Annotated in this window: 19 protein-coding genes; 13 read left to right on the top strand and 6 right to left on the bottom strand. The window is 68.2% G+C overall.

The features are described from left to right. Positions 1-258: 258 nt before the first annotated feature. On the top strand, positions 259-1263 hold the full coding sequence (locus tag HT136_RS07820) for a hypothetical protein (protein WP_214199014.1): 1005 nt from the start codon (positions 259-261) through the stop codon (positions 1261-1263). A 30-nt stretch (positions 1264-1293) separates the two neighbouring features. On the opposite strand, the gene HT136_RS07815 is transcribed toward HT136_RS07820, so the two are convergent. Then, the gene (locus HT136_RS07815; RefSeq protein ID WP_214199009.1) at positions 1294-2700 is read right to left on the bottom strand and encodes an alginate export family protein; all 1407 of its coding nucleotides are present in this window, start codon (positions 2698-2700) and stop codon (positions 1294-1296) included. Positions 2701-3028: 328 nt separating this feature from the next. Between HT136_RS07815 and modA the strand changes: the two genes are divergently transcribed. The 3 genes from modA to HT136_RS07800 are packed head-to-tail and all read left to right on the top strand — an operon-like array spanning position 3029 to position 5218. Further along, positions 3029-3799, top strand: a complete 771-nt coding sequence (gene modA / locus HT136_RS07810) for a molybdate ABC transporter substrate-binding protein (RefSeq protein WP_214199008.1) — start codon at positions 3029-3031, stop codon at positions 3797-3799. A 2-nt stretch (positions 3800-3801) separates the two neighbouring features. Next, positions 3802-4506, top strand: a complete 705-nt coding sequence (gene modB, locus HT136_RS07805) for a molybdate ABC transporter permease subunit (protein ID WP_214199007.1) — start codon at positions 3802-3804, stop codon at positions 4504-4506. Next, a complete protein-coding gene (locus HT136_RS07800) occupies positions 4496-5218 on the top strand; it encodes a molybdenum ABC transporter ATP-binding protein (RefSeq protein ID WP_214199006.1) in 723 nt (240 codons plus the stop codon). The genes modB and HT136_RS07800 overlap by 11 nt, the downstream gene beginning before the upstream one ends. Here the strand turns inward: HT136_RS07800 and HT136_RS07795 are convergent. After that, positions 5145-5528: a winged helix-turn-helix domain-containing protein gene (locus tag HT136_RS07795; RefSeq protein ID WP_214199005.1), complete on the bottom strand. Its 384-nt coding sequence runs from the start codon at positions 5526-5528 to the stop codon at positions 5145-5147. The two genes, HT136_RS07800 and HT136_RS07795, sit on opposite strands and share 74 nt — an antisense overlap. Positions 5529-5772: 244 nt before the next feature. Between HT136_RS07795 and HT136_RS07790 the strand changes: the two genes are divergently transcribed. The 5 genes from HT136_RS07790 (at position 5773) to HT136_RS07770 (ending at position 12763) form a co-directional block, all read left to right on the top strand. Next, positions 5773-6423, top strand: a complete 651-nt coding sequence (locus HT136_RS07790) for a TetR/AcrR family transcriptional regulator (protein WP_214199004.1) — start codon at positions 5773-5775, stop codon at positions 6421-6423. Between the two features lie 269 nt (positions 6424-6692). Then, complete coding sequence (locus HT136_RS07785; RefSeq protein ID WP_214199003.1) at positions 6693-8114, top strand: FAD-binding oxidoreductase; 1422 nt, start codon at positions 6693-6695, stop codon at positions 8112-8114. A 28-nt stretch (positions 8115-8142) separates the two neighbouring features. Then, complete coding sequence (gene astD, locus HT136_RS07780; RefSeq protein ID WP_214199002.1) at positions 8143-9561, top strand: succinylglutamate-semialdehyde dehydrogenase; 1419 nt, start codon at positions 8143-8145, stop codon at positions 9559-9561. A 117-nt stretch (positions 9562-9678) separates the two neighbouring features. Then, positions 9679-10935 carry a glycosyltransferase family 2 protein gene (locus HT136_RS07775; protein ID WP_214199242.1) on the top strand — a complete coding sequence of 419 codons (1257 nt, stop codon included), beginning with the start codon at positions 9679-9681 and terminating at the stop codon, positions 10933-10935. A 55-nt stretch (positions 10936-10990) separates the two neighbouring features. Beyond that, entirely contained in the window at positions 10991-12763 is a 1773-nt protein-coding gene (locus HT136_RS07770; protein WP_214199001.1) for a hypothetical protein, read from the top strand. 9 nt (positions 12764-12772) lie between these two features. Here the strand turns inward: HT136_RS07770 and HT136_RS07765 are convergent, their stop codons facing one another. Next, entirely contained in the window at positions 12773-13657 is an 885-nt protein-coding gene (locus HT136_RS07765) for a LysR family transcriptional regulator (protein WP_214199000.1), read from the bottom strand. Between the two features lie 310 nt (positions 13658-13967). On the opposite strand from HT136_RS07765, the gene HT136_RS07760 reads away from it, so the two are divergent. From HT136_RS07760 to HT136_RS07750, 3 genes are all read left to right on the top strand, one after another. Continuing rightward, a complete protein-coding gene (locus HT136_RS07760) occupies positions 13968-14555 on the top strand; it encodes a CHAP domain-containing protein (RefSeq protein WP_214198999.1) in 588 nt (195 codons plus the stop codon). Between the two features lie 79 nt (positions 14556-14634). Next, positions 14635-15342, top strand: coding sequence for a ZIP family metal transporter (locus HT136_RS07755; RefSeq protein ID WP_214198998.1), 708 nt, complete (start codon positions 14635-14637; stop codon positions 15340-15342). Positions 15343-15489: 147 nt separating this feature from the next. Beyond that, complete coding sequence (locus tag HT136_RS07750; RefSeq protein ID WP_214198997.1) at positions 15490-16335, top strand: alpha/beta fold hydrolase; 846 nt, start codon at positions 15490-15492, stop codon at positions 16333-16335. Here the strand turns inward: HT136_RS07750 and HT136_RS07745 are convergent. Then, on the bottom strand, positions 16332-17363 hold the full coding sequence (locus HT136_RS07745; RefSeq protein ID WP_214198996.1) for a nitrilase-related carbon-nitrogen hydrolase: 1032 nt from the start codon (positions 17361-17363) through the stop codon (positions 16332-16334). The two genes, HT136_RS07750 and HT136_RS07745, sit on opposite strands and share 4 nt — an antisense overlap. Next, positions 17360-18466, bottom strand: a complete 1107-nt coding sequence (locus HT136_RS07740) for an LLM class flavin-dependent oxidoreductase (protein WP_214198995.1) — start codon at positions 18464-18466, stop codon at positions 17360-17362. Before HT136_RS07740 ends, HT136_RS07745 begins: the two co-directional genes overlap by 4 nt. A gap of 149 nt (positions 18467-18615) precedes the next feature. Between HT136_RS07740 and HT136_RS07735 the strand changes: the two genes are divergently transcribed. Continuing rightward, a complete protein-coding gene (locus tag HT136_RS07735) occupies positions 18616-19812 on the top strand; it encodes a CobW family GTP-binding protein (protein WP_214198994.1) in 1197 nt (398 codons plus the stop codon). A gap of 21 nt (positions 19813-19833) precedes the next feature. Here HT136_RS07735 and HT136_RS07730 read toward each other — a convergent pair whose 3' ends face one another. Beyond that, on the bottom strand, positions 19834-20973 hold the full coding sequence (locus tag HT136_RS07730; RefSeq protein ID WP_246543443.1) for an FAD-dependent monooxygenase: 1140 nt from the start codon (positions 20971-20973) through the stop codon (positions 19834-19836). Positions 20974-21013: the final 40 nt, after the last annotated feature.

Here is a 21013-nt window from a genome sequence, read left to right as displayed (position 1 = left end):
GCGTGCCAGACACCAAGATACTGATTAAAGGAGAAATTTACCCGATGCGCTATGTTCGGGTCACGACAAAGCGTGTTCGGTTTCGGCCATCGCCGCGCACGCAGCGTTCATCATCGCGGCCATGCCGTTTGTCGAACAGGCGTGGCGCGCGCGCGCATTCCGGCCCATGGACGCGCGCATGGTATACCGTACATGTCGCAAGCCCGGTCCCGACGGTGCTCGCCATTGCCCGGAATGGCGTCCGGAGGCAGCACCGGCATGAAATTCCTTCACCGCCTCGATGCCCTCGAGACGCGCATGGTGTTGGTCGAGACCTCGCTTGACGCGCTGCGTGGCGCCAGCTTCCTCGATGGCCGCGAAACCTTCTGGAGCGAACAGAGCCTTGCCGACGCCCGCGACCTGCCCCCTGCGGACGAGGCCCCATCCGCCTCGGCCGCGCGCTGGATCTTCCATGTCGGCTTTTGCGGATCGACCCTGCTGACGCGCCTGCTCGACAGCGACCGGGACACCGTGTGCCTGCGCGAGCCGCAGTGCCTGATAGACCTTTCCGACCAGCTATCCGCACTCCAGTCGAGGCCTGCGTCGCAAGGCCCCGAGCACTGGCTGGCCCGGGCGACGCGCCAGCTCGAAGCGGCTACCGCACACCAGGCTCCCGTCGTCATCAAGCCTTCGAACTGGTCCAATCCGCTGCTGCCCGCGCTCGCGCGTGCCGGCCTGCTCGACCATGCGGTGTTCGTGACGATGGAGCGCCGGGCCTGGCTGCTCGCGTGCCTGCGTGGCGGCCGGGACCGGATGGCGTTCGTCGCCCGCTGCGCGCAGCACACGGCGCAGACATCGCCGGGCCACGCCGGCCTCCTCGCCGAGGCGGTTGCGGGCTCGCGCGCCACCGGACCTGGCGATGCCCTCGATCAGGTCCTGCGCCTCGCCGCGCTGCTCCACGCTTTGCAGGAAGGGCTCTTCGACTGCGTCGATCCCCGGCGCCAGCGTCGCCTCGACGCGGCATTGATCGTGCAGGAGCCTGTCCGCGCGCTTCACGCCGCACGCGAACGGCTGCACCTGCCTTGCGACGATCTCGACGAAGCCGCCATCACCTGGCACGCCAAGGACCCCAGCCAGCGCTTCGATGCGGCCCGGCGCCGCGAGGAGGACCAGGCGGTCGAGAGCGAATACGCCGGGCGCGTCGCGGCCGCGATGGGCTGGATCGAGGAGGCCCTGGCCACCGCAGCAAAGCCGCGTGACCCGGGCCCGCCTCGCGGTGCCTGACGGCCCGGCCGGCCGTCCGACTCGAGCGCCTCAGAAGTTCACTTGGGCGCTGACGTAGCCGTAGAGCGTATCGCCATAGCCATTCGCGCTCGACGCGTTCTTGAGGTAGTCGCCGCGGATCAGGTAGGTGGCGCCGGTCTCGATCTGCAGCACCTTGGGGACCGCCCACCAGGTCGCGAGACCCTCGATCTGGTGCCCCGCGAAGCGCCCGGCCTCGCCGCTCGCGTCGGTCACGCTGGTCGAGGAGAAGCTGTCCTCGGTGCTGTCCGCCCAGGCCGCGCGGTACATCGTGGCGAGCAAGATGCGCTTGCTCGGGAAGAGCTTGAGCATGGCGCCCGCCGAGCGGATATTGTTGCGCCCGAGCGCCCCGTAGAGCGAGGTCGGGCCGAACTCGAAGCGGCGCGCGCCGTAGAGCGTGTCGAAGCGGTTGTACGAACCGCCGCCCTTGTTGCCCGAGGCCACGTCGAGTTCGAGCGCGAGGCGCGGCTTCCAGCCCGACGTGGCCTGGTAGGCGAGCTCGCCGTGGGCGAAGTAGGCCGAGACGTCCGCCCGCGCCGCGCTGGCCGAAGTGCCCAGCCGCGTATTGCCGAACTGGTAGGCGCCCTCGAAGTCGAAATCGAAGGTGCCCGGCTTGGGCGGGCGCATGAAGCGGCCACCGGCGGTGCGCAAGTGCCGGTTCTTGGTTGCGGTCCCTGGGCTGTCCTCCTCGTCGAGCGCGTAGAAGTAGGCTTCCACGTGCGCACCGCCCATCTTGACCGGCGAACTCGCGAAACCGCCCCAGAAGGTCTGGTCGAAGCTCTGCGTGTCCATCTTGATCTCGTTGTCGAGGATGCTCGCCTGGTCGCTGGGGAGGCGGGTCACCGGCATCGTGTAGAAGGCCGAGAGCACCTGTCCGTCCTTGCCCTTCCAGTCGGCCCGGAAGCCGGAAAAGGCGTTGATCGTGTTGCGGAACCGGTTGCGCGCGACCAGGCGGCGCGATCCCATGTCCATGGTGAAGCGGCCCGCCTCGAGCGAAGTCCTGGTGCCTTCGCCCAGAGCCGAACCGAGATTGAAGCGAAGATAGGCCTGCGTGATGTCGAGCGCGTCGACCTCGGTCGTCGCCAGCGAGCTGCCCTTGCCGCCGCCATAGGCGCGCGCGTCGGTCACCTCGCCGCCGATCTCGACCGGCCCTGTATCGTAGGCGATCTTGAGGTCGGTCTGCAGCAGCAGCGCGTCACGGCTGTCGGCCTTGCCCGGGCGGAACTGGTTGTCGATCGCCTCGTAACGGGCGCGCACGCTGCCCTCGACGGTCAGTCCCTCGGGATCGCCCAAGGCGTTTTGCAAGGTCGGTGCGCTGGTTTGCTGCGCGAGCGCAGGGTGGGTGGAAAGCGCCAGAAGGCCCGAAGCCGTGGCCGCAAGACACAGCGCGCGAGGCGCGCGAAGATGCACTGGAAGCATGCTAGATTATCCCCCTGAAGATACCTTCGCCACACCTGCGGTCGTTCTGACCCTCATCGCTATGCGGCCGTATCTATATCCATTTGTATATAGATTTTGACAGTTGTCCAGACATTCAGGCCTGTCGCAGGCGCGAAACACGTATCCATTCGCAATAAGAAAATCCAGAAATCCGGATTATATTATTAAATCTCAATAACTTAAATATAGTATCCAAGCCATTGCGCATTCCGCATCGCAATAAGAATCGTCCACGATGCGCCCGCCCCTCTTCCCCTTTCCACCTTTTCAATATACAAATGGATATAGACAAACAGGAGGGCTCAAGATGATCCGAATCGGCCGCTGGTTTGCCGCGCTCGCGCTGCTGCTGACCTTCGCCACCGCCAACCAGGCCGCCTATGCGCAAGGACCCGTCGTCCTCGCGGCAGCCAGTCTGCGCGAATCCCTCAATACCGCGGCCGACCGCTGGGCTGCCAAGGGCCACGAACACCCGGTCATCTCCTATGCCGCCTCCTCCGCGCTCGCCCGCCAGATCGAGGCCGGAGCCCCCGCCGACATGTTCCTGTCCGCCGACGAGGAATGGATGGACTACCTGCAGACGCGCAAGCTGATCCGCACGTCCACCCGCCAGTCGTTCCTCGCCAACGACATCGTCTTGATCGCGCCCAAGGCGAGCACGGTCAAGCTCAGCGTCAAGCCCGGCTTCCCGCTCGCGCGCGCGCTCGGCAACGGACGCCTCGCAATGGGCGAGCCCAATTCGGTGCCCGCGGGCCGTTACGGCAAGGAAGCGCTCCAGAAGCTGGGCGTGTGGGACAGCGTTTCGGGCAAGGTCGCCGCAGGGGAAAGCGTGCGCGTCGCGCTCGCCTTCGTCAGCCGCGGCGAGGCGCCGCTCGGCGTGGTCTACGCGACCGACGCCAGGCAAGACCCGGGCGTGCGCGTCGTCGGGGTCTTCCCGCGCTCGAGCCACAAGCCGATCAGCTACCCGATCGCGCTGACCGCCAAGGCGGCCAGCCCCGATGCCGAGGCCTTCCGCCGCTTTCTCGTCTCGAAGGAGGGCAAGGCCATCTTCGCGCAGTACGGCTTCGGAACCAACTGAGCATGATCCTCGCCCTGTCCCCCGAGGAATGGCAGGTCGTTGTCCTCTCGCTCAAGGTCAGCGTGGTGGCGATCCTGGCGGATCTGCCGATCGCCTTCGCGCTGGCCTGGGTCCTCGCGCGCGGACGCTTCACCGGCAAGGTCCTGCTCGACGCGCTCGTCCATCTGCCGCTGGTGCTGCCCCCGGTGGTCACCGGCTGGATCCTTCTCCTGACCTGCGGGAGCAACGGCCCGATCGGCCGCTTCCTGCTCGACACCTTCGACCTCGGACTTATCTTTCGCTGGACCGGCGCAGCGCTCGCCGCCGCGATCATGGCCTTGCCGCTGATGGTGCGCGCCATCCGCCTCTCGCTCGAGGAAGTCGATCGCCGGCTCGAAAGCGCGGCGCGGACCCTGGGTGCGGGCCCCTGGCGCACTTTCGCCAGCGTCACCCTGCCGCTCGCGATGCCCGGCGTCATGGCCGCGATCGTGCTCGGCTTCGCGCGTTCGATCGGCGAGTTCGGCGCGACGATCACCTTCGCCTCGAACATACCCGGCGAGACCCGCACTTTGCCGCTCGCGATCTACACCGCGCTGCAGATCCCGGGGGGCGAGAGCGATGTTGCGCGCCTTGCCGTGATCTCGGTGCTGCTCTCGCTGGCGGCCCTCGTCGTCTCGGAAATGCTGACCCGGCGCTCGGGACAAGGTAAGGCCGGCCATGCCCTTTGACATCGACGTCACTCTCCAGCGCGCAAGCGCCCGGATCACTGCCCGGTTCGAAGTGGGCGCGGGGCTTACCGCGCTGTTCGGCACCTCGGGCGCGGGCAAGACCAGCGTCCTCAACGCGATCGCCGGCCTGATCCGCCCCGAACACGGGCGAATCGCGGTGGGCGAGGACGTGCTGTTCGACAGCGCCGCGCGCATCGACCGCGCCCCCGAGAAACGCGCTTGCGGCTACGTGTTCCAGGACAGCCGGCTGTTCCCGCACAAGACCGTGCGCGACAACCTCCTGTTCGGGTGGAGGCTCGCCCCCCCTGCACGGCGCTGGATGGCGCTCGAGGACGCCACCGAATTCCTGGGCATCGAACATTTGCTCAAGCGCATGCCGCGCACACTTTCGGGCGGCGAAATGCAACGCGTCGCGATCGGGCGCGCGCTCCTTTCAGGTCCGCGCTTCCTGCTGATGGACGAGCCGCTCTCCTCGCTCGACGAAGACCGGCGCAGCGGGGTGATGGAAGTCATTGCGCGCATCCGCGACGAACTGGCGCTGCCGATCCTCTACGTCAGCCACGACCGGCGCGAAGTCGATCGGCTGGCCGACCACGTCGTCACCTTGACCGCGCAGGGAACGCAAGTGCGCGAGGGCCTCAGGCCTTCTGGTGCGGCTTCGGTGCATCCAGCAGTGCCGCGCCCAATTCGCCCCACGCAGACGCACGCCTGAGCCCCAGGCTTTCGTCCTGCAGGCTGCGGTAGAGCTGCAGGATGCCGCGCCCGTAAGGCGTAATGCGCGCGCCGCCGCGCGCCGAACCGCCTGGCGAGGTTTCCACCAACGGTTCGCGCCAGCACCGGTTCATTGCGTCGACCAGCAGCCAGGCCCGGCGATAGCTCATGTTGATGTCGCGCGCCGCGCCCGAGATCGACCCTTCGCGCGCGATCGCATCGAGCAGGTCGGCCTTTCCGGGCCCCATCGCGATCTCGTCTCCGGAGAAGATCTGCACCTTGATTTTGAGCGCGGGTTCGGACTGGGTCATGGATCCTGTCTTGGCCCGGATAGGGGCTCGATGCAATGGTGGTCGCCCCGCAATCGGGAGAGCGTTTGCCCCCGATTCCGGGGCCGCATTGCGGGCCACCAGACGGCGCTCACACTGTACCACAACGAGACGGATTTGAATGGGACAAATGGCCACTTGCCTCGCGTGGAAACGATTGCAATACACATCTGGTCCATTGGGCGCAGACCAGACCAAAACAAAAATCGAGAAACGGGCAGGCGGGATGAGCACTCGTTCGAACAAGTCGCAGCAAGAGGCGGTGCCGCGGCCCCGTCGCACCCTCAAGCGCCAGCAACCGGGCGTCCGGCGCCAGGACCTTTTGCAGGTCACCCTGGGCTGCCTCGCCCGGCTGGGTCCGCGCGGAACGACCGGGCGGGAGATCTGCCGCCAGGCCGGTGTTTCGCACGGTCTGCTGCGCCACTATTTCAGCAATCCGCAGAACCTTCTGTTCGAGACCTACGAGGAACTGTGCGACCAGGTCGTCGTGCGCCTCGGCGATGAACTCGCCAAGCCCGCGCCCTCGCCCTGGGCCGCGCTCGACGCCTTTTTTGAGACCCTGTTCTCGCAGGAATGGGCCAATACCGAACTGCTGGGGGCCTGGCTCGCCTTCTGGTCGCTGGTCCGCAACAATCCCGAGTTCGCGCAGAAGAATGACAGCTTCAACCGCGAGGTCCGCACGCTTTTGACGGGCGCGATGGAACGGCTTCCCGCAACCTCGGGCGCCATGCCGATCGAGGACGCCGTGGCGATCATGACCGCGACGATGGACGGGCTCTGGTTCGAATACTGCCTCTCGCCCGATCGCTTGCCCCGCGACCACGCCATCGCGCTGTGCTCGCGCACCTTGCGCCGGCTCATCCCCGAAGCCGTCTGAACTGCGCGCCGCCGGCACCACGCCCGGGGCGCCCATCCTTCGGGAACAGGCGCCCGAGTGACGGGTTGCTCCAGAGCATGCCGGTGCAGCACGGCCGCAGCGACGTCTTCGCGTTTGCGCAGCATGGCCATCTTGCGATAAGCGCTGGGCAAGAGGAGATACGCCATGCCCGAACCGCTGCCTTCGCCAGCCGGACGGGGCCGCAAGGCCCTGGCGCCGCATGGGCCTATCGCTGCCCCTCCCCGCCGAACGTGAAGATTGCCCACCCCATGCGAGCCTCCACCATGTCTGTCGATGCCACGCTCATTTCCGCTTTCGAGGACGCGCTCGGCACCGGGCATGTCTTCCACGAAGCCGCAGATCTCGAGACTTATGCCGAGGACGGACGCGGCACACGCGGCGAGCCCGCGCTGGTCGTGCGCCCGGGCTCGGCCGACGAGGTTCGCGCCGCGCTCGCCATCGCCTACGCGGCCGGCTTGCGCGTCGTACCCCAGGGCGCGCGCACCGGGCTTGTCGCGGCGGGCCTGGCCGAAACCGAAGGGCAAGACCTCGTGCTCAGTCTCGAGCGGCTCAAAGGGTCGATCGCGATCGATCCGGTCAACCGATCCGCGCGCGTGGGCGCGGGCGTGCTGCTGTCCGAACTCAATGCGGCGGCGGCCGAACACGGCCTCTTCTTCCCCATCGACCTCGGCGCCGACCCCTCGATCGGCGGCATGGTAGCGGCCAATACCGGCGGCGCGCGGCTCCTGCGCTACGGCGACGTGCGCCAGAATCTCATGGGCCTCGAACTCGTGACCGCCGAGGCGGACCCGCGCCATCTCGTGCTCGGCTCCGAACTCTGGAAGAACAACGCGGCCCTTGCCCTTCAGGACCTCGTCGCGGGCAGTTCGGGCGCGCTGGGCGTGGTGACCGCAGCCACGCTGGCGCTTAGTCCGCGCCCCGCCAACACCGTCACCGCGCTCCTCGCCCTGCCCGAGCCCGAAACCGCGCTCGCCATCCTGACGCGCATGGAAGACGCCTTCGGCACGCTCCTGACCGCTTTTGAGGGCATTTCCCGGCCCGCGCTGTCGGCCGCGCTCGCCCATGTCTCCAGCCTGCGCGATCCCTTCGCCGGCGCGATCCCCGGCTACTGCGTCCTGCTCGAGCTGTCGGGCGGACGCGCCGTTCCTGCCGAATGGCTCGAGGAAAAGCTCGCCGAGACGCTCGAACCGCTGTTCGAGGACGGCACCATCGCCGACACCCGGATCGATCGCAGCACTGCGCTCTGGGCGGTGCGCCACGCCGTGCCCGAGGGCCTGCGCAAGTCGGGCCGCGTGGTCGCCTGCGACATCGCGATGAAGCGCGGCGACGTGATGCGCTTTCGCGGCGAGATCGCGCAAACCCTCGCGCAGATCGCGCCGCAACTTGAACTCCACGATTTCGGGCACATCGGCGATGGCGGGTTGCACTGCAACTGCGTCTGGCCGGACAACGCCGGCCCTTACGACGCCAAAGTGGCCGAAGCCGCGCGCGAGGCGATCTTCCGCACCGTCGTCGAGGATTACCGTGGCAGCTTCAGCGCCGAACACGGGGTCGGCCCCGCCAACAGCGCCTGGTACCAGCGCTTCACCCCGTCTGACGTGCGCGATCTTTCGGGGCGCATCCAGGCGCTGATGGCGCCGATGCCGCTTGGCCGCGTGAACTTCGGCTGACACGAACGACAATCGGGAGAGAACGAAAATGCCCCAGCCCCTGAGCGGACCCGCCTTCACCTCGCGCGATCCCGCCTCCGGCGCGGTCGTCTGGGAGGGCGCCAGCGCCACGCCCGAGGACTGCGCGCGCGCCATCGCCTCGGCGCGCGAGGCCCTGCCCGGCTGGCGCGGCGCCCCGCTCGAAGAACGCGTCGCCGCCGTCCAGCGCTTTGCCGAGGTGCTCGCGGGCGATGAGGAAGGCCTTGCCCAGATCATTTCGCGCGAGACCGGCAAGCTCCTGTGGGAATCGCGCACCGAGGCCAAGGGCATGGTCGGCAAAGTCGCGGTCTCGATCAAGGCGCAGGCCGAGCGCACTGGCGAGCGGCGCCAGGACATGCCTTTCGGCGAAGCCGTACTGCGCCATCGCGGGCACGGCGTGATGGCCGTGCTGGGCCCCTACAACTTCCCCGGGCACTTGCCCAATGGCCACATCGTGCCGGCCCTCCTTGCGGGCAACACAGTGGTCTTCAAGCCCTCCGAAATCGCCCCCGCGACTGGCGAAAGGATGGCGCAGGCCTGGGCCAGGGCCGGCCTGCCCGAAGGCGTTTTCAACCTCGTCCAGGGCGGCCGCGAAACCGGCGAGGCGCTGGTGGCGGGCGATATCGACGGGCTGCTGTTCACTGGCTCGGCGGGGGCCGGGCGCGCGCTCAAGCACGCGACGATCGACCGCCCGCACCTCGTCCTCGCGCTGGAACTGGGCGGCAACAACCCGCTGATCGCCTGGGACAGCCCCGAGGAAGCCGCCTCGATCATCGTCCAGTCCGCTTTCGTCACCAGCGGCCAGCGCTGCTCGTGCGCACGGCGCCTGATCGTGCCCGAAGGTGCGATGGGCGATGCCATTCTCGACGCGCTCGACGCCCTGACCGCGCGGCTGCGCATCGCGGCCTGGGACGAGCCGGGCGAAGCCTTCATGGGCCCGCTCGCCTCCGAGCACGCCGCGGTTCTCGCCCACCGTCAGGTCGGAGCGCTGATCGACCATGGCGCCAGGAGCCTGCGCGCCTTCCACGGCCTCGAAGGGCGCTCGAGCGCCTTCGTTTCCCCGGCGATCCTCGACGTCACCGGGATCGAGGTCCCCGACGAGGAAATCTTCGCTCCTGTCCTGCAAGTGCGCCGCGTGCCCGATTTTGACGCCGCCCTTGCCGCCGCCAACGCGACGCGCTTCGGCCTCTCCGCCGGCCTCGTCAGCCAGGATGAGGCACTCTGGAGCCGGTTCGTCGAGGAGAGCCGCGCGGGCGTGGTCAACCGCAATCGCCCCACCACCGGGGCCGCCGCCAACATGCCCTTCGGCGGGCTCGGCGATTCGGGAAACCATCGCCCCAGCGCCTACTACGCGGCCGACTACTGCGCCTATCCGATCGCGAGTTTCGAGGCCTCGCGCCCCGAGGCGGTGCCTGTTCCCGGCACCTGAGCCCCCGAGCCGGTCGGCAGATGCGCCTTTCCGCCCGCGAAGCCCCCTTCGTGCGAACTTGTTAACCATTACCCCCTAAGCCCCTCATAGGAACTGGAAACGGGAAGCAGGGGCGTGATGCAGGTGCAGTCGAAAGCCATCGGCGAGACGGTCGGGCACAACCAGCTCGTCCCGCTCGCCTCCGCGCGCCGAGACGTCGAGGTATCCGCGATCATCCCCTGCCTCAACGAGGAGCGTACGCTCGCCAACTGCATCCGCAAGGCGCAGCAGGCTTTCGCCGAGCGTGGCCTCGTCGGCGAAGTCGTGGTCGGCGACAACGGCTCGAGCGACGCCTCGGTGCAGATCGCGCTCGAGCTTGGCGCACGGGTCGTGCACCAGCCGGTCAAGGGCTACGGCGCCGCGATCCAGGCCGCCGCGCAGGCCGCGCATGGGCGCTACCTGATCATGGCCGATGCCGACGAATCCTACGACTGGAGCGTGCTCGGCACGTTCGTCGACGCGCTCGAGCACGGCGCGGACCTGGTCATGGGCAACCGCTTCGCCGGCGGGATCGAGGAGGGCGCCATGCCGCCCTTGCACAAGTACCTCGGCAACCCGGTGCTTTCCGCCGTCGCGCGCACGCTGCACCGCTCGCCCGTGCGCGACTTCCACTGCGGCATGCGCGGCTTCACCCGCGACGCCTTCATCCGCATGGGTGCGCGTTCGCCGGGCATGGAATTTGCCTCCGAGATGGTCATCAACGCCCACCGCGCGGGCCTCTGCGTCCGCGAAGTGCCGATCCGCCTCTACCCCGACAAGCGCGGCCGCGCGCCGCACTTGCGCTCGTTTCGCGACGGCTGGCGCCACCTGTCGCTGATTCTCGCCAATGCGCCCGACACGCTCTACCTTGGTCCCGGCCTGACCTTGCTTGCGCTCGGCGTGCTGGGCCTAGCCGCGCTGGCCGCGGGGCCGATCCACCTCGCGGGGCTCTACCTTGGCATCCACTGGGTGGCGCTTGCCGCCATGGCGACGCTGATCGGGCTCATGGCCGTGCTGTTCGGCACTATCGCCAAGGTCGCAATAGCGCTCTACCACCCCTTCGTCACCGGGCGCATGGTGCCGCTTCTGGCGCGCTCGCGCCCGGTCGAGGCGCTCGCGCTCACTGGCGGCCTGCTCGCCGCCGTGGGCTTCTGCGCCGACGCCTGGCTTGCCTATCGCTGGATCGCGGTGGGCGGGGCGATGGAGACCTCGGTCCACTTCGTCTTCGTCGACACCACCTTGTGCGTGGCGGGGGTTTCGATGGTGCTTGGCGCCTTCGTCCTCAAGCTGCTGCTCGACAGCCTCAAGCTCCATGGCTGGACCGGCGAAGAGCGCGAGGCCACCATCGACCGCTAGGTACCGCCGGCCTTCGGCAACCTCTCTCAGACCGAACCGGTAAGACCCGACAGCCGTGACCCTGCACCGCCTTCCCGATACCGCCCCGGGGGCCGCCCCGCTCTCGCCCGAACGCGCGCAGCGCACCTGGCGCGCAAGCCTCGCCGTTTCGGCCCTCGTGCTGATGGCACTCGTCGTCGCCGCGCGCGCGATCGGCCCCGCCATCGGCTTTCCCGGCAACCTGCTGTTTCTGGCAACGCTCTACGCGCGCCTCCAGGACGTGCCCTTCGCCCTCGCCCTGATCGCCGTCTTCGCCGTCTGCCTGTTCTTGGCCCGGCGCCGGCGCGAACCCTTGCGCGCGCCCGCACTCCCTGCGCCCGTTCTCGCGACAGGCCTCTTCGCGCTGGTCCTCCTCGCCTGGCTCCTGCGCCGTTACGCACTGTTCGACTACGACTTCAGCCGCGACGAACAGATGGCCCGCTTCGACGCCGCGATCTTCGCCTCGGGCCACCTCTACGGCGTCCTTGCGCCCGCCTGGCGCCCCTTTCACGACGCGCTCAACACGCTTTTCACGCTGACGGTCGGCAACCACGAGGGCTGGGTATCGTCCTACCTGCCCGGCAACGCGGCATTGCAGTGCGTACTTGGCCTTGCCCTGCCAGACGGCCTTGCCGTGCCGATCCTCGCCGCCATCGGCGGGGCGGCGCTGTGGTCGATCGCCCGGCGCCTCTGGCCCGCCTCGCCGACGAGCGTGACGGTGGCCATCGTGCTCTACCTCGGTTCGGCGCAAGTGCTGCTGACCGCAACCACGCGCTTCGCGATGACCGCGCACCTTGCCTGCAATCTCGTCTGGCTCGCGCTGTTCCTGAAGGACCGGCCCTGGTCGCACACGCTCGCGCTGGCGACGGGGCTGCTCGCCACCGGCCTCCACCAACCCCTCTTCCATCCCCTGTACGTCGCGCCCTTCCTCCTCGTCCTGCTGATGCAACGGCGCCTGGGATTGCTCGCGTTCTATTTCGCGGGCTACGCCGCGATCGGCCTTGTGTGGATGGCCTGGCCGGGCTGGATCACGTCCTTGGGATCGGCCCCGCCGCCGCCTTCGGGCCACGCGGTCGGCTATCTCGATCGTCTCGAGCACGCGCTCCACGTGCCCGGCCTCGTCGCGCTGTGGATCCAGTGCGCCAACGCGCTGCGCCTGCTCACCTGGCAGCACGTCCTGCTCCTGCCGCTCGCGCTGGTCGGCCTTGGCACTTTGCGCCGCGAGCCCATCGCGCTCGCCTGCGCGCTCGGGCTCGGGTTCACCTTCCTGGCCCTGTTCATCCTGCTTCCCCTGCAGGGCCATGGCTACGGCTATCGTTACGCGCATGGCCTGATCGGCAACTTGTGCCTGCTCGGCGCCTTCGGCTGGCACCGCCTAGAACAGGCCGGGCGCGCCCCGCACACCAGCTTCCTGGCCGCCAGCGCGCTCACCTTCCTCGTCGCCATGCCGCTCCACCTGGTGATGGCCCGCAGCTTCCTTGCGCCGAGCGCAGACCTCGAAGCGGCCGTTGCGGCGAGCGGCAAGGACGTCACGGTGGTCGAGGACGAAGGCGTGATCTTCGGCGACAACTTCGTGATCAACCGCGCCGACTTGCGCAACCGGCCGCTGCGTCTCGAGGCCAGCGCGCTCGACGCCCGGAAGATCGCGAGGCTGTGCCGCCACCACCGCCTCGCCTTCGTGACCGCGCCGCAGATGAACCCCATGCGCCAGCTTTACGAGCAGGCTCCCCGCCGCGCTCCAGGCGCGGACATGGCCCGGCTGATCGCCACCGCCCGGCACCTCGACTGCATCACGCCGCCAGCGCACTGAGTGCATTGATCACCCGCGCGCCAAAGCTTCGATCAGCGCGCGCTGGGCCAGGCTGCGCCGCCCTTCACGACGGAAGAACACCCCCGTCGGCCGTTCGTAGCGCGCAAGCCCGAAGTCGATCGAGACCAGTTGTCCGGCGGCAATCTCGGCGGCGAAACTGCCGGCATCGCCGAGCGACACGTAAGGCCCCGCCAGCAGGCACCCCTTGGCGAGGTTAAGCGAGGAAGTGCGCAGCGCAATCGGCGGTTCCTCGAGCCCCTCGCCCGCGAAGAGCTGGCGCCAGCCTTCGAGCAGCACCGGGTGATCGGGAACGATCCAGCGCTCGCCGACGAGGTCGGACAAGCGCACGTGCGTCCGGCTTGCCAGAGGATGGTCGGCGCGCAGGATGACCCCGGCGCTTTCCATCGCGAGCGTCTCGAAAGTCAGCGCCTCGAGATCGAGCATCGGCCCGCGCGCGCCGAAGACGAGATCGAGGTCGCCTTCACGCAAGCGCTCGAGCAGCGCGCCAGGGGGACCCTCGGTAACGTGCACGCGCAGGTTCGCGAAACGCTCGGCAAGCAAGGCGAGGCCCCGCGGCAGGCGCTGCATCGCGAACGAGGCGTCGGTCCCGATCGCAAGCGTCTCGCGCCCCTTGCCCGCTCCGGCGCGCACCGCCTCGAGCGCACGCGTGCGCTCGGCAAGGATCAGTCGGGCGCGCGGCAGCAACTCGTGGCCATGCTCGGTCAGTTCCACCCCGCGCGCGCCGCGCACGAAGAGCGGTGCCTCGAGACTCTCCTCGAGCAGCTGCAGGCTGCGCGAAAGCGAGGGCTGCGAGACCGCAAGCGCCTCCGCCGCCCGATTGAGACTGCCGATCTGCGCCACCGCGACGAAGCGTTCCAACTGCCGGATGTCCATGGCCCGCCTTGCTACAACTGATCAATCGCAAGAATCTATAACAGATCGGGCAAGTTCTACAATTTCCCGATATCCGATTCGAGCACCGTCGCATCCGCCCACGACTTTGCCCGCATCAGCTTGCCCTCCCGCGAGCCAGAGCGGGCACATTGGATACAAAGATGGAGGACCTCCCACGCTCAACCCGACGCACAGGCCCAACGCGACACGACAAGTCGAGCTTCGAACGGGACGAGCCGTGGAACCGGGTCTGGCCCAATGTAACACCATCACTTAACCAGCCTGCGGATCGCAAATTCGAGGGTTTTACATGGTACGCCTGTGGGGGTCGCACCGCCGCGCATCACGCAATGCGCAGCACGCACAATGCCGGACGACGACCGTTTCCAAGGGCTTGTTCGCCCTCGCACTTACGCTCTTCGCGCTGTCGACCGCCTCCGAGGCGGCCTTCGCCCACGTTCTGCAGTGCGTGCCTTACGCCCGCGAGGAATCGGGCATCGCCATCCACGGTGATGCGCGCACCTGGTGGAAGCAGGCGGCCGGGGTCTATGCCCGCGGCGAGGAACCCGAAGTCGGTGCGGTCATGGCGCTCGCCCCGACCGGCGCGATGCCGCTCGGCCACGTCGCCGTCGTATCCAAGATCGTCGATGCCCGCCACGTCCTGCTCGACCACGCCAACTGGTCGCGCCCGGGCATGATCGAGCGCGGCGTGCTCGCCGAAGACGTCTCGGACGCTGGCGACTGGAGCGAAGTGCGCATCTGGTTCGCCCCCACCGCTTCGCTCGGTTCGCGCCACAACCCGGTCTACGGCTTCATCTACCCCGAAGCCGAACACCCCGATCTCGAATCCGGCGCGGTCCAGCTCGCCAGCGCGGACACCGACACCGCGAAAATGTAATTTCCCGTTTCGCGAAATTCCCCTCGGGACTAGCCGCGAGGCACTTGCATTCGCCATGTGATGTTATCACATAGCACGCATGATCCCGTTTCCCGACGCTACGCTGCTCCTGGTCGGCCTCGCCGCCGCACTCGCCACCTACCTCGGCGGTTTCCTGACTCTTCGGCTGGTCCGCAAGAGCACTTTGGTCTTCGGCCTGACCAGCGGCTTCGTCATCGGCCTTGCGCTGTTCGACCTCCTGCCCGAAGCCTTCCATGGCCGATCCTCGCCCTTTGCCGCGATGCTGGTTCTCGCGATGACCCTGCTCGGCCTCGGCGCCAGCCGGCTGCTCCATCACCTGCCCGAGCACGCGGTGCCAAGCGGCGGCGCGGGACGGATCGCGCTGCTGGCGCACAGCCTGCTCGATGGCCTGGGCATCGGCCTCGCCTTTCAGGTTTCGGCCGCGACGGGCTGGATCGTTGCGCTCGCCGTGCTTGCCCACGACATGGCCGACGGCGCGAACATGGCGGGACTCAGCCTGGCCAGCGCCGACGCGCGGTCGGCGAGGCGCTGGCTTCTCGCCAACGCGCTGGCACCGATCGCGGGCATCGTGCTCGCGCAATTCCTCCCCATCGGCGAGGACGATTTCGGGTTTCTCCTCGCGCTGTTCGCCGGCGGTTTCCTCTATATCGGGCTCTTCGAACTCTTCCCGCGCAGCGCAAAGGGCGAAGGTCGCGTGCGCACCGCGCTGGCAAGCGGCGCGGGCATGGCCGTCATGGCAGGCGTGCTTTCGCTCGCCCACGGATAACCGCCCGATTTTTGCCCTCCCTTCGCGACCCTTGGCGCGGGTGTCCTCCTGACGGGCATTGCGACGCCGCCCCTGCCCCAGGCTCCCTGTTGCCGCTAGAGCCGTAACGGGGCCGCGATGGGCCCTTCTGGACATGGATTCGACGCGATGGACCCGCAAGCCGCTACGCCCCGCCTTCGCCGCAGCTTCGTCGACGTGCCCTTCGGCCAGGTCCACCTGCGCAGCGTCGCGGGCAAAGGGCGCACCTTGGTGTTTCTCCACGCTTCGCCCGGCAGCTCGCGCCAGCTCGTCCCGCTGCTCGAGCAGCTCGCAGGCACACGCCCGCTCGTCGCACCCGACACCGCCGGCTTCGGCGACAGTGCCCCGCATCCCGTGGAGGCGCCCACCGCGACCGACTTCGCCGCCGCCACGCTTGCCGCACTCGACGCGCTGGGTCTTGGCGAGTTCGACCTCTACGGCTCGCACACCGGGGCCTGCATCGCGGCGGAAATCGCGCTCGCCGCGCCCGAACGGGTCACGCACCTCGTCCTCGATGGGGTCGGCCGGTTCGAGGGCGCGTTTCTCGAAAGCGTTCTGGCGAACTACGCGCCGCGCTTCACGCCCGACCTCGACGGCGCCTATCTGGCGCGCGCCTTCCAGTTCCTGCGCGACCAGTGCAGCTTCTGGCCCTGGTACAACCGCACAAGCGAGGGACGCCGCGAGGCGGGGATCATGCCCGCCCCCGCGCTCCACGCCTGGCTGGTCGAACTGCTCAAGGCCCCCGAGACCTACCCGCTGGGCTACCACGCCGCCTTCACCTGGCCGGTGCGTGCGCGCCTGCCCGAACTGAGCGTGCCCACCCTGCTCATGGCCGCGGCCGACGACCCGCTGGCGCAGGACACCGAAACGCTCGCCCCGCTCGCGCCAGATGCGCGCTTCGAAGCGCTGCCCGCGGCAAGCGATCCCACCTTCGTCGCCCGCCGCAAGGCCGCGATCGAAACCTTCCTGGGCTAGGCCTGAGCCTCTGGCGCAGGCGCCTTGTCGCGGCCCAGCGCCTGCAAACCTTCGCGCACGCGCGTCTCCACCGCGATCATCGCCTCGAAACCGGCGGGCGGCGCATCGCCGAAGGCGTTCGAGGGCCAGAGCGGCAGGTCGCGCCGGTCCTCCTCGATCTGCGGAAGCATGCCTGCCAGCAGGTTGCCGGCGGGCTGGCTGCGTGCGCGGCGCAAGGCCTCGATGTCGATTGTGGACAGGTGGAACTCTTCGGAGACCGCCTCGCCGATCGCCCGCCCGGTGTGGTCCCAGGCCTGCGAAGGCAGCGCGCCTTGCGCAATATTGGCCATGCCGAAATAGACCGCGTTCTCGAAGGCACGCACCGGGCGGCACAAGTCCGCGCCGGGCCGGTTCAGATAGTCGATCCCCTGCATCGCCGCGATCGGGTTGAGGATCACTTCGGCGCCCTTGAGCGCCATCGCCCGGATCGGCTCGGGCCAGTGCGGTTCGGCCCCGATGGTGACGCCCAGGCCTCCGAGCGGCGTGTCGAGCACGGGCAGGAAGGCCTCATGCCCGAAAGTCTCGACGAAACGGTCGTAGACATCCACCGGGCTGGTGCGCAGCGAGAGCGAGTAGTTCTTGCGGTAGGCCAGCCCGATATCGCCCGCAGGCGTCAGGATCGCGACCGAGAAGAAATAGCGCCCCGGGAAGGCCGCGTGCTTCTCCGCGATCTGGATTACTGCGTAGACCCCGGCCTTGCGCGCCGCCTCGCCCAGGCGTTCCATCTCGGGCCCGGGAAAGGTCACCGAGGCGCCCAGCCAGGCCTCGGGGCCCAGCGGAGTGTAACCCGTCATCGCGAACTGGGGGAACACCACCAGCGAGGCGCCGTGATCGCCCGCTGCCCGCGCAATGCAGTCCGCCGCGATGGCAATGTTGGCCTCGAGCGCGCCCGCAATCGGCATGCCATCCGCGCCGAAGACGCTGCCCGTCGCCGGACGGCACAGCGCCAAGGTGTAAGGGGCCACCGAGATGGGGGCGGCCACCGTCATGCGCCGACTTTCGCGGCCGCCATCTGCGCCTTCAATTCCGGCACCAGTTCGCCCCCGATATAGGCCGCGTCGGCATCCTGATCGGGGCTGCGCAGGAGGAAACGGGTGATGCCCTGGCGGCGGTATTCCATCAGGCTGTCGGCAACCTGTTGCGGCGTGCCGACCAGCACCGAGTTGTTGCCGCGTCCCTTGAAGGCCTTGTTGAGCCCGGTCCACAGGCAGCGGTCGAGACGTTCGCCTTCCTTCGACTGCGCGAGCATGCGCTGGAAGGCGCCGGCGGCGGCCTTGTCCTCGTCCTTGTCGTGCTTGCCCATGGTGATCGCACCGTCGCTGCGCGCGGTGACCTGCTCGTAGAGCTTGCCCGCACGCGCCCAGGCCGCGTCCTCGGTCTCGCCCAGGAGAATGACCATGGTCATCAGTACCTTGATCTCGCGGCCGTGGCGCGCGGCGGCCTCATGTGCCTTGCGCGCAAGCGCGCCGGCCCCGGCGAAGGTATCGCCGCCCAGCGCGTAGACGTCGGCGACCTTGCCGCACAAGTCCAGCGCGAGATCCGACGTGCCGCCCCAGTAGACCGGCATGGCCCCGCCCGCCGGGCGCACCATCGCAAAAGCGTCGCGGTACCTGTAGTATTCGCCGTCGAAGTCGAAGGGCTGCTCGCTCGCCCAGACGCGGCGCATGACCTCGACGTATTCGGCGGCGATGCGGTAGCGCTCCTCCTTGGTATTGAAGGCCCCGTCGGCCTGGACCTCGCGGTCGTCGGCGCCTGCAATGATGTGGACGGCGGCGCGCCCTTCGCTCAGCCGGTCGAGCGTTGCGAGGTGGCGCGCGGCGTACGTCGGCTGCACCGGCCCGGGACGATGCGCCATCATGAAGCCGAGCTTCGAGGTCACGCCCGAGAGGTGCGCGGCGGTGGCAAAGCTCTCGGGCATCACCGCCGCATTGGCGATAAGCACCCGGTCGTAGCCGGCCGCTTCCTGCGACAGCGCGGCCTGACGAATGTAGGCCGGGTCGAAATCGGCACCCTGGGGCCCCGTCGCGACCGAGCCGGGACGATGGTTGACGATGCCGACGATTTCGAGATCATCCTGGATGGCGCTGTACATGGGAGCTCCTCGGGGCTTGCGTGATGGCCCCTTGCTGCCAGATAGCTATGCAAATTCCAGACGAAATTTTCGCATATTTATGCGAATAGCGTATAACCTTCTCACGTAACCCTTGCCTTCTGGTCCGGTCCTGGGGCAAGGCTCTCCGTATGAATGATACACCATCACATAGCGAGTCCCCGATCCCCGTGCTGGTGCTCACCGGGTTTCTCGGCAGCGGCAAGACGACCACGCTCAACACGCTCGTCCACGCCCCCGAAATGGCGCGCGCGCTGGTCATCATCAACGAGTTCGGCGAGGTCGGCCTCGACCACGATCTGGTGACCTCGACCAATGAGGACCTCAAGGTCGAGATGATGGGCGGGTGCCTGTGCTGCACGATCCGCGGCGACCTGCTTGCCACGCTCAAGAGCGCGCCCTGGCGCTTCGCACGCGAGGGAAAGCGCTGGTTCGACAAAGTGGTGATCGAGACCACCGGGCTCGCCGATCCGGCCCCGATTCTGCACACCTTGATGAGCGATCCCGCGCTGGAGAAGCTCTACCGGCTCGACAGCGTGGTCGCGACGGTCGATGCCGCGAACGGCATGGCAACGCTCGATGCGCAGGCCGAAGCGGTCAAGCAGGCCGCCGTCGCCGACCGCATCCTCCTCACCAAGACCGACCTCGTCGATGCACCCGCCCGCCAGGCGCTCGAGGCACGGCTGCGCGCCCTCAATCCCGCAGCCCCGATCCTGCCGGTGCTGCACGGCGAAGTCGAGGCCGCGCGCCTCTTCGGTGGAGGTGCCTACGATCCCGAGGGCAAGTCACAGGATGTGCAGGGCTGGCTCCACGCCGAAGCCTATGCGTCCGATCAGGACCAGGGGCACGGGCACGGGCACGGGCACCACCATGGCCACGGCCAAGACCATAGTCACGGGCATGCCCACGACGTCAACCGCCACGGCGATGCCATCCGCGCCAGTTGCCTGACCTTCGACACCCCGCTCGACCCCGAACTCTTCGAACGCTGGATCGATCTTCTGACTCTGATGAAGGGCGAGGACATCCTGCGCATCAAGGGCATCCTCAATCTCGAGGGCCAGCCCGGACCGGTGGTGGTGCACGGCGTGCAGCACGTGTTTCACCCGCCGGTCATGCTCGACAGCTGGCCGAGCGCGGACCGGCGCACGCGTCTGGTGTTCATCACCCGCGGAATCGACGCCGGTGCCCTGCGCGAGACCTTCACCCTCTTCGGCGAGAGCTATGATCGCTTCGTCGAAGAGGGCGAGAAGGACGAGGACGGGCCCGGGGCGTTCCCCGATCCCGGCATCGCCGGCCCCGGCGGGACGCTGCGCACGACGTACTGAGAGCGCGCCCGACCGCCCGGTTCAGAACGGCGCGTTGAGGCGCTCGAGCGCGCCTTCGAGCAGGCGGGCGTGCTCCTCGGGCGGGCGATGCTGGAGTTGCAGGTTGCCGATCGCGATACTGCTCTCGATGACGTCACGGCAGCGTTCGAAACGGCGATCCTCATAGGCCTGGAGGCCTTCGCCGACGGTGTTCGTCCGGGCCAGCTCCTCGGCCAGCACGATCCCGCTCTCGACCGCCATCCCCGCGCCCGAGGCGAGGTGCGGCGTGGTCGCGTGAACCGCATCGCCGAGCAGCACCACGCGCCCCTGATACCATGGCCGGGGCTGCAGCGCGGCGGCAAGCGGACGGTAGTTGATCCAGTCCTCGCGCGTCATCGTGTCGCGGATCCACCCCGCGTTGCCGCCGAAATCCACGAGCAGGCCCTTCAGCGTGGTGTAGAGCTCCTCGTCGGTCATGAAGCTCTCGCGCTCGACGTGCTCGGTGAGCATCCACATATAGACGCTGTCCGGGCTGCACGGGGTGATCCCGCAAGGATTGGCATTGCCCAGGAAGAATTCGCCCGCGTCCATGCCTGGAGGCTTGCGGATCGAGATGCGCCAGCACCCCTGGCCGGTCGGCACCGGCGGCGCCATGTGCGGGAAGGCGAGCGCACGCAGGCCCGAGGCCACGCTGTCCGCGCCGACGACCAGCTCGTAGCGCCCGCTCGTCGCGTCCGAGAACGTCACGTCGACACCGTGCGCGTCGCTTTCGAGCGCGGTAACGGTCAGCCCCAGCCGCACGGGTATCGCGAGTTCGCGCACGCGCTGCTGCATGATCTTGTGCAGGACGGGCCGCATGATCCCGCCGGTCGCGGGGAGCCCTTCCTCGATGACCGGTTCGTCCAGGTCCTTGATGTGCGTGCCGTCGAAGCGGAACAGCCGCGTCTTGTTGGTGATCGCGCCGGCCTGCTTGATCGGCTCGAGCAGACCGAGCCGGCGATAGGCGCGCAAGGTGGGGCCGGTGATGGTGATGCCCGCGCCATAGACCCGCCATTCGGGATCGAGATCGACCAGGTCGACCGCGACGCCCCTTTCGGCAAGACTGATGGCCGTTGCCATCCCCCCGATGCCTCCGCCCACGACAAGCGCGCTGGCGATGCTGCTGATGTTCTCCCGTTCCATGGATTTCATGACCTAACGAGAGCGGGGCAAACGACAAATC

It is taken from the genome of Novosphingobium profundi, from assembly GCF_018491765.1.
Lineage (GTDB): Bacteria > Pseudomonadota > Alphaproteobacteria > Sphingomonadales > Sphingomonadaceae > Novosphingobium > Novosphingobium profundi.
The sequence above is the reverse complement of the archived record's forward strand: the minus strand, read 5'-3'. Positions and strand labels throughout refer to the sequence as shown.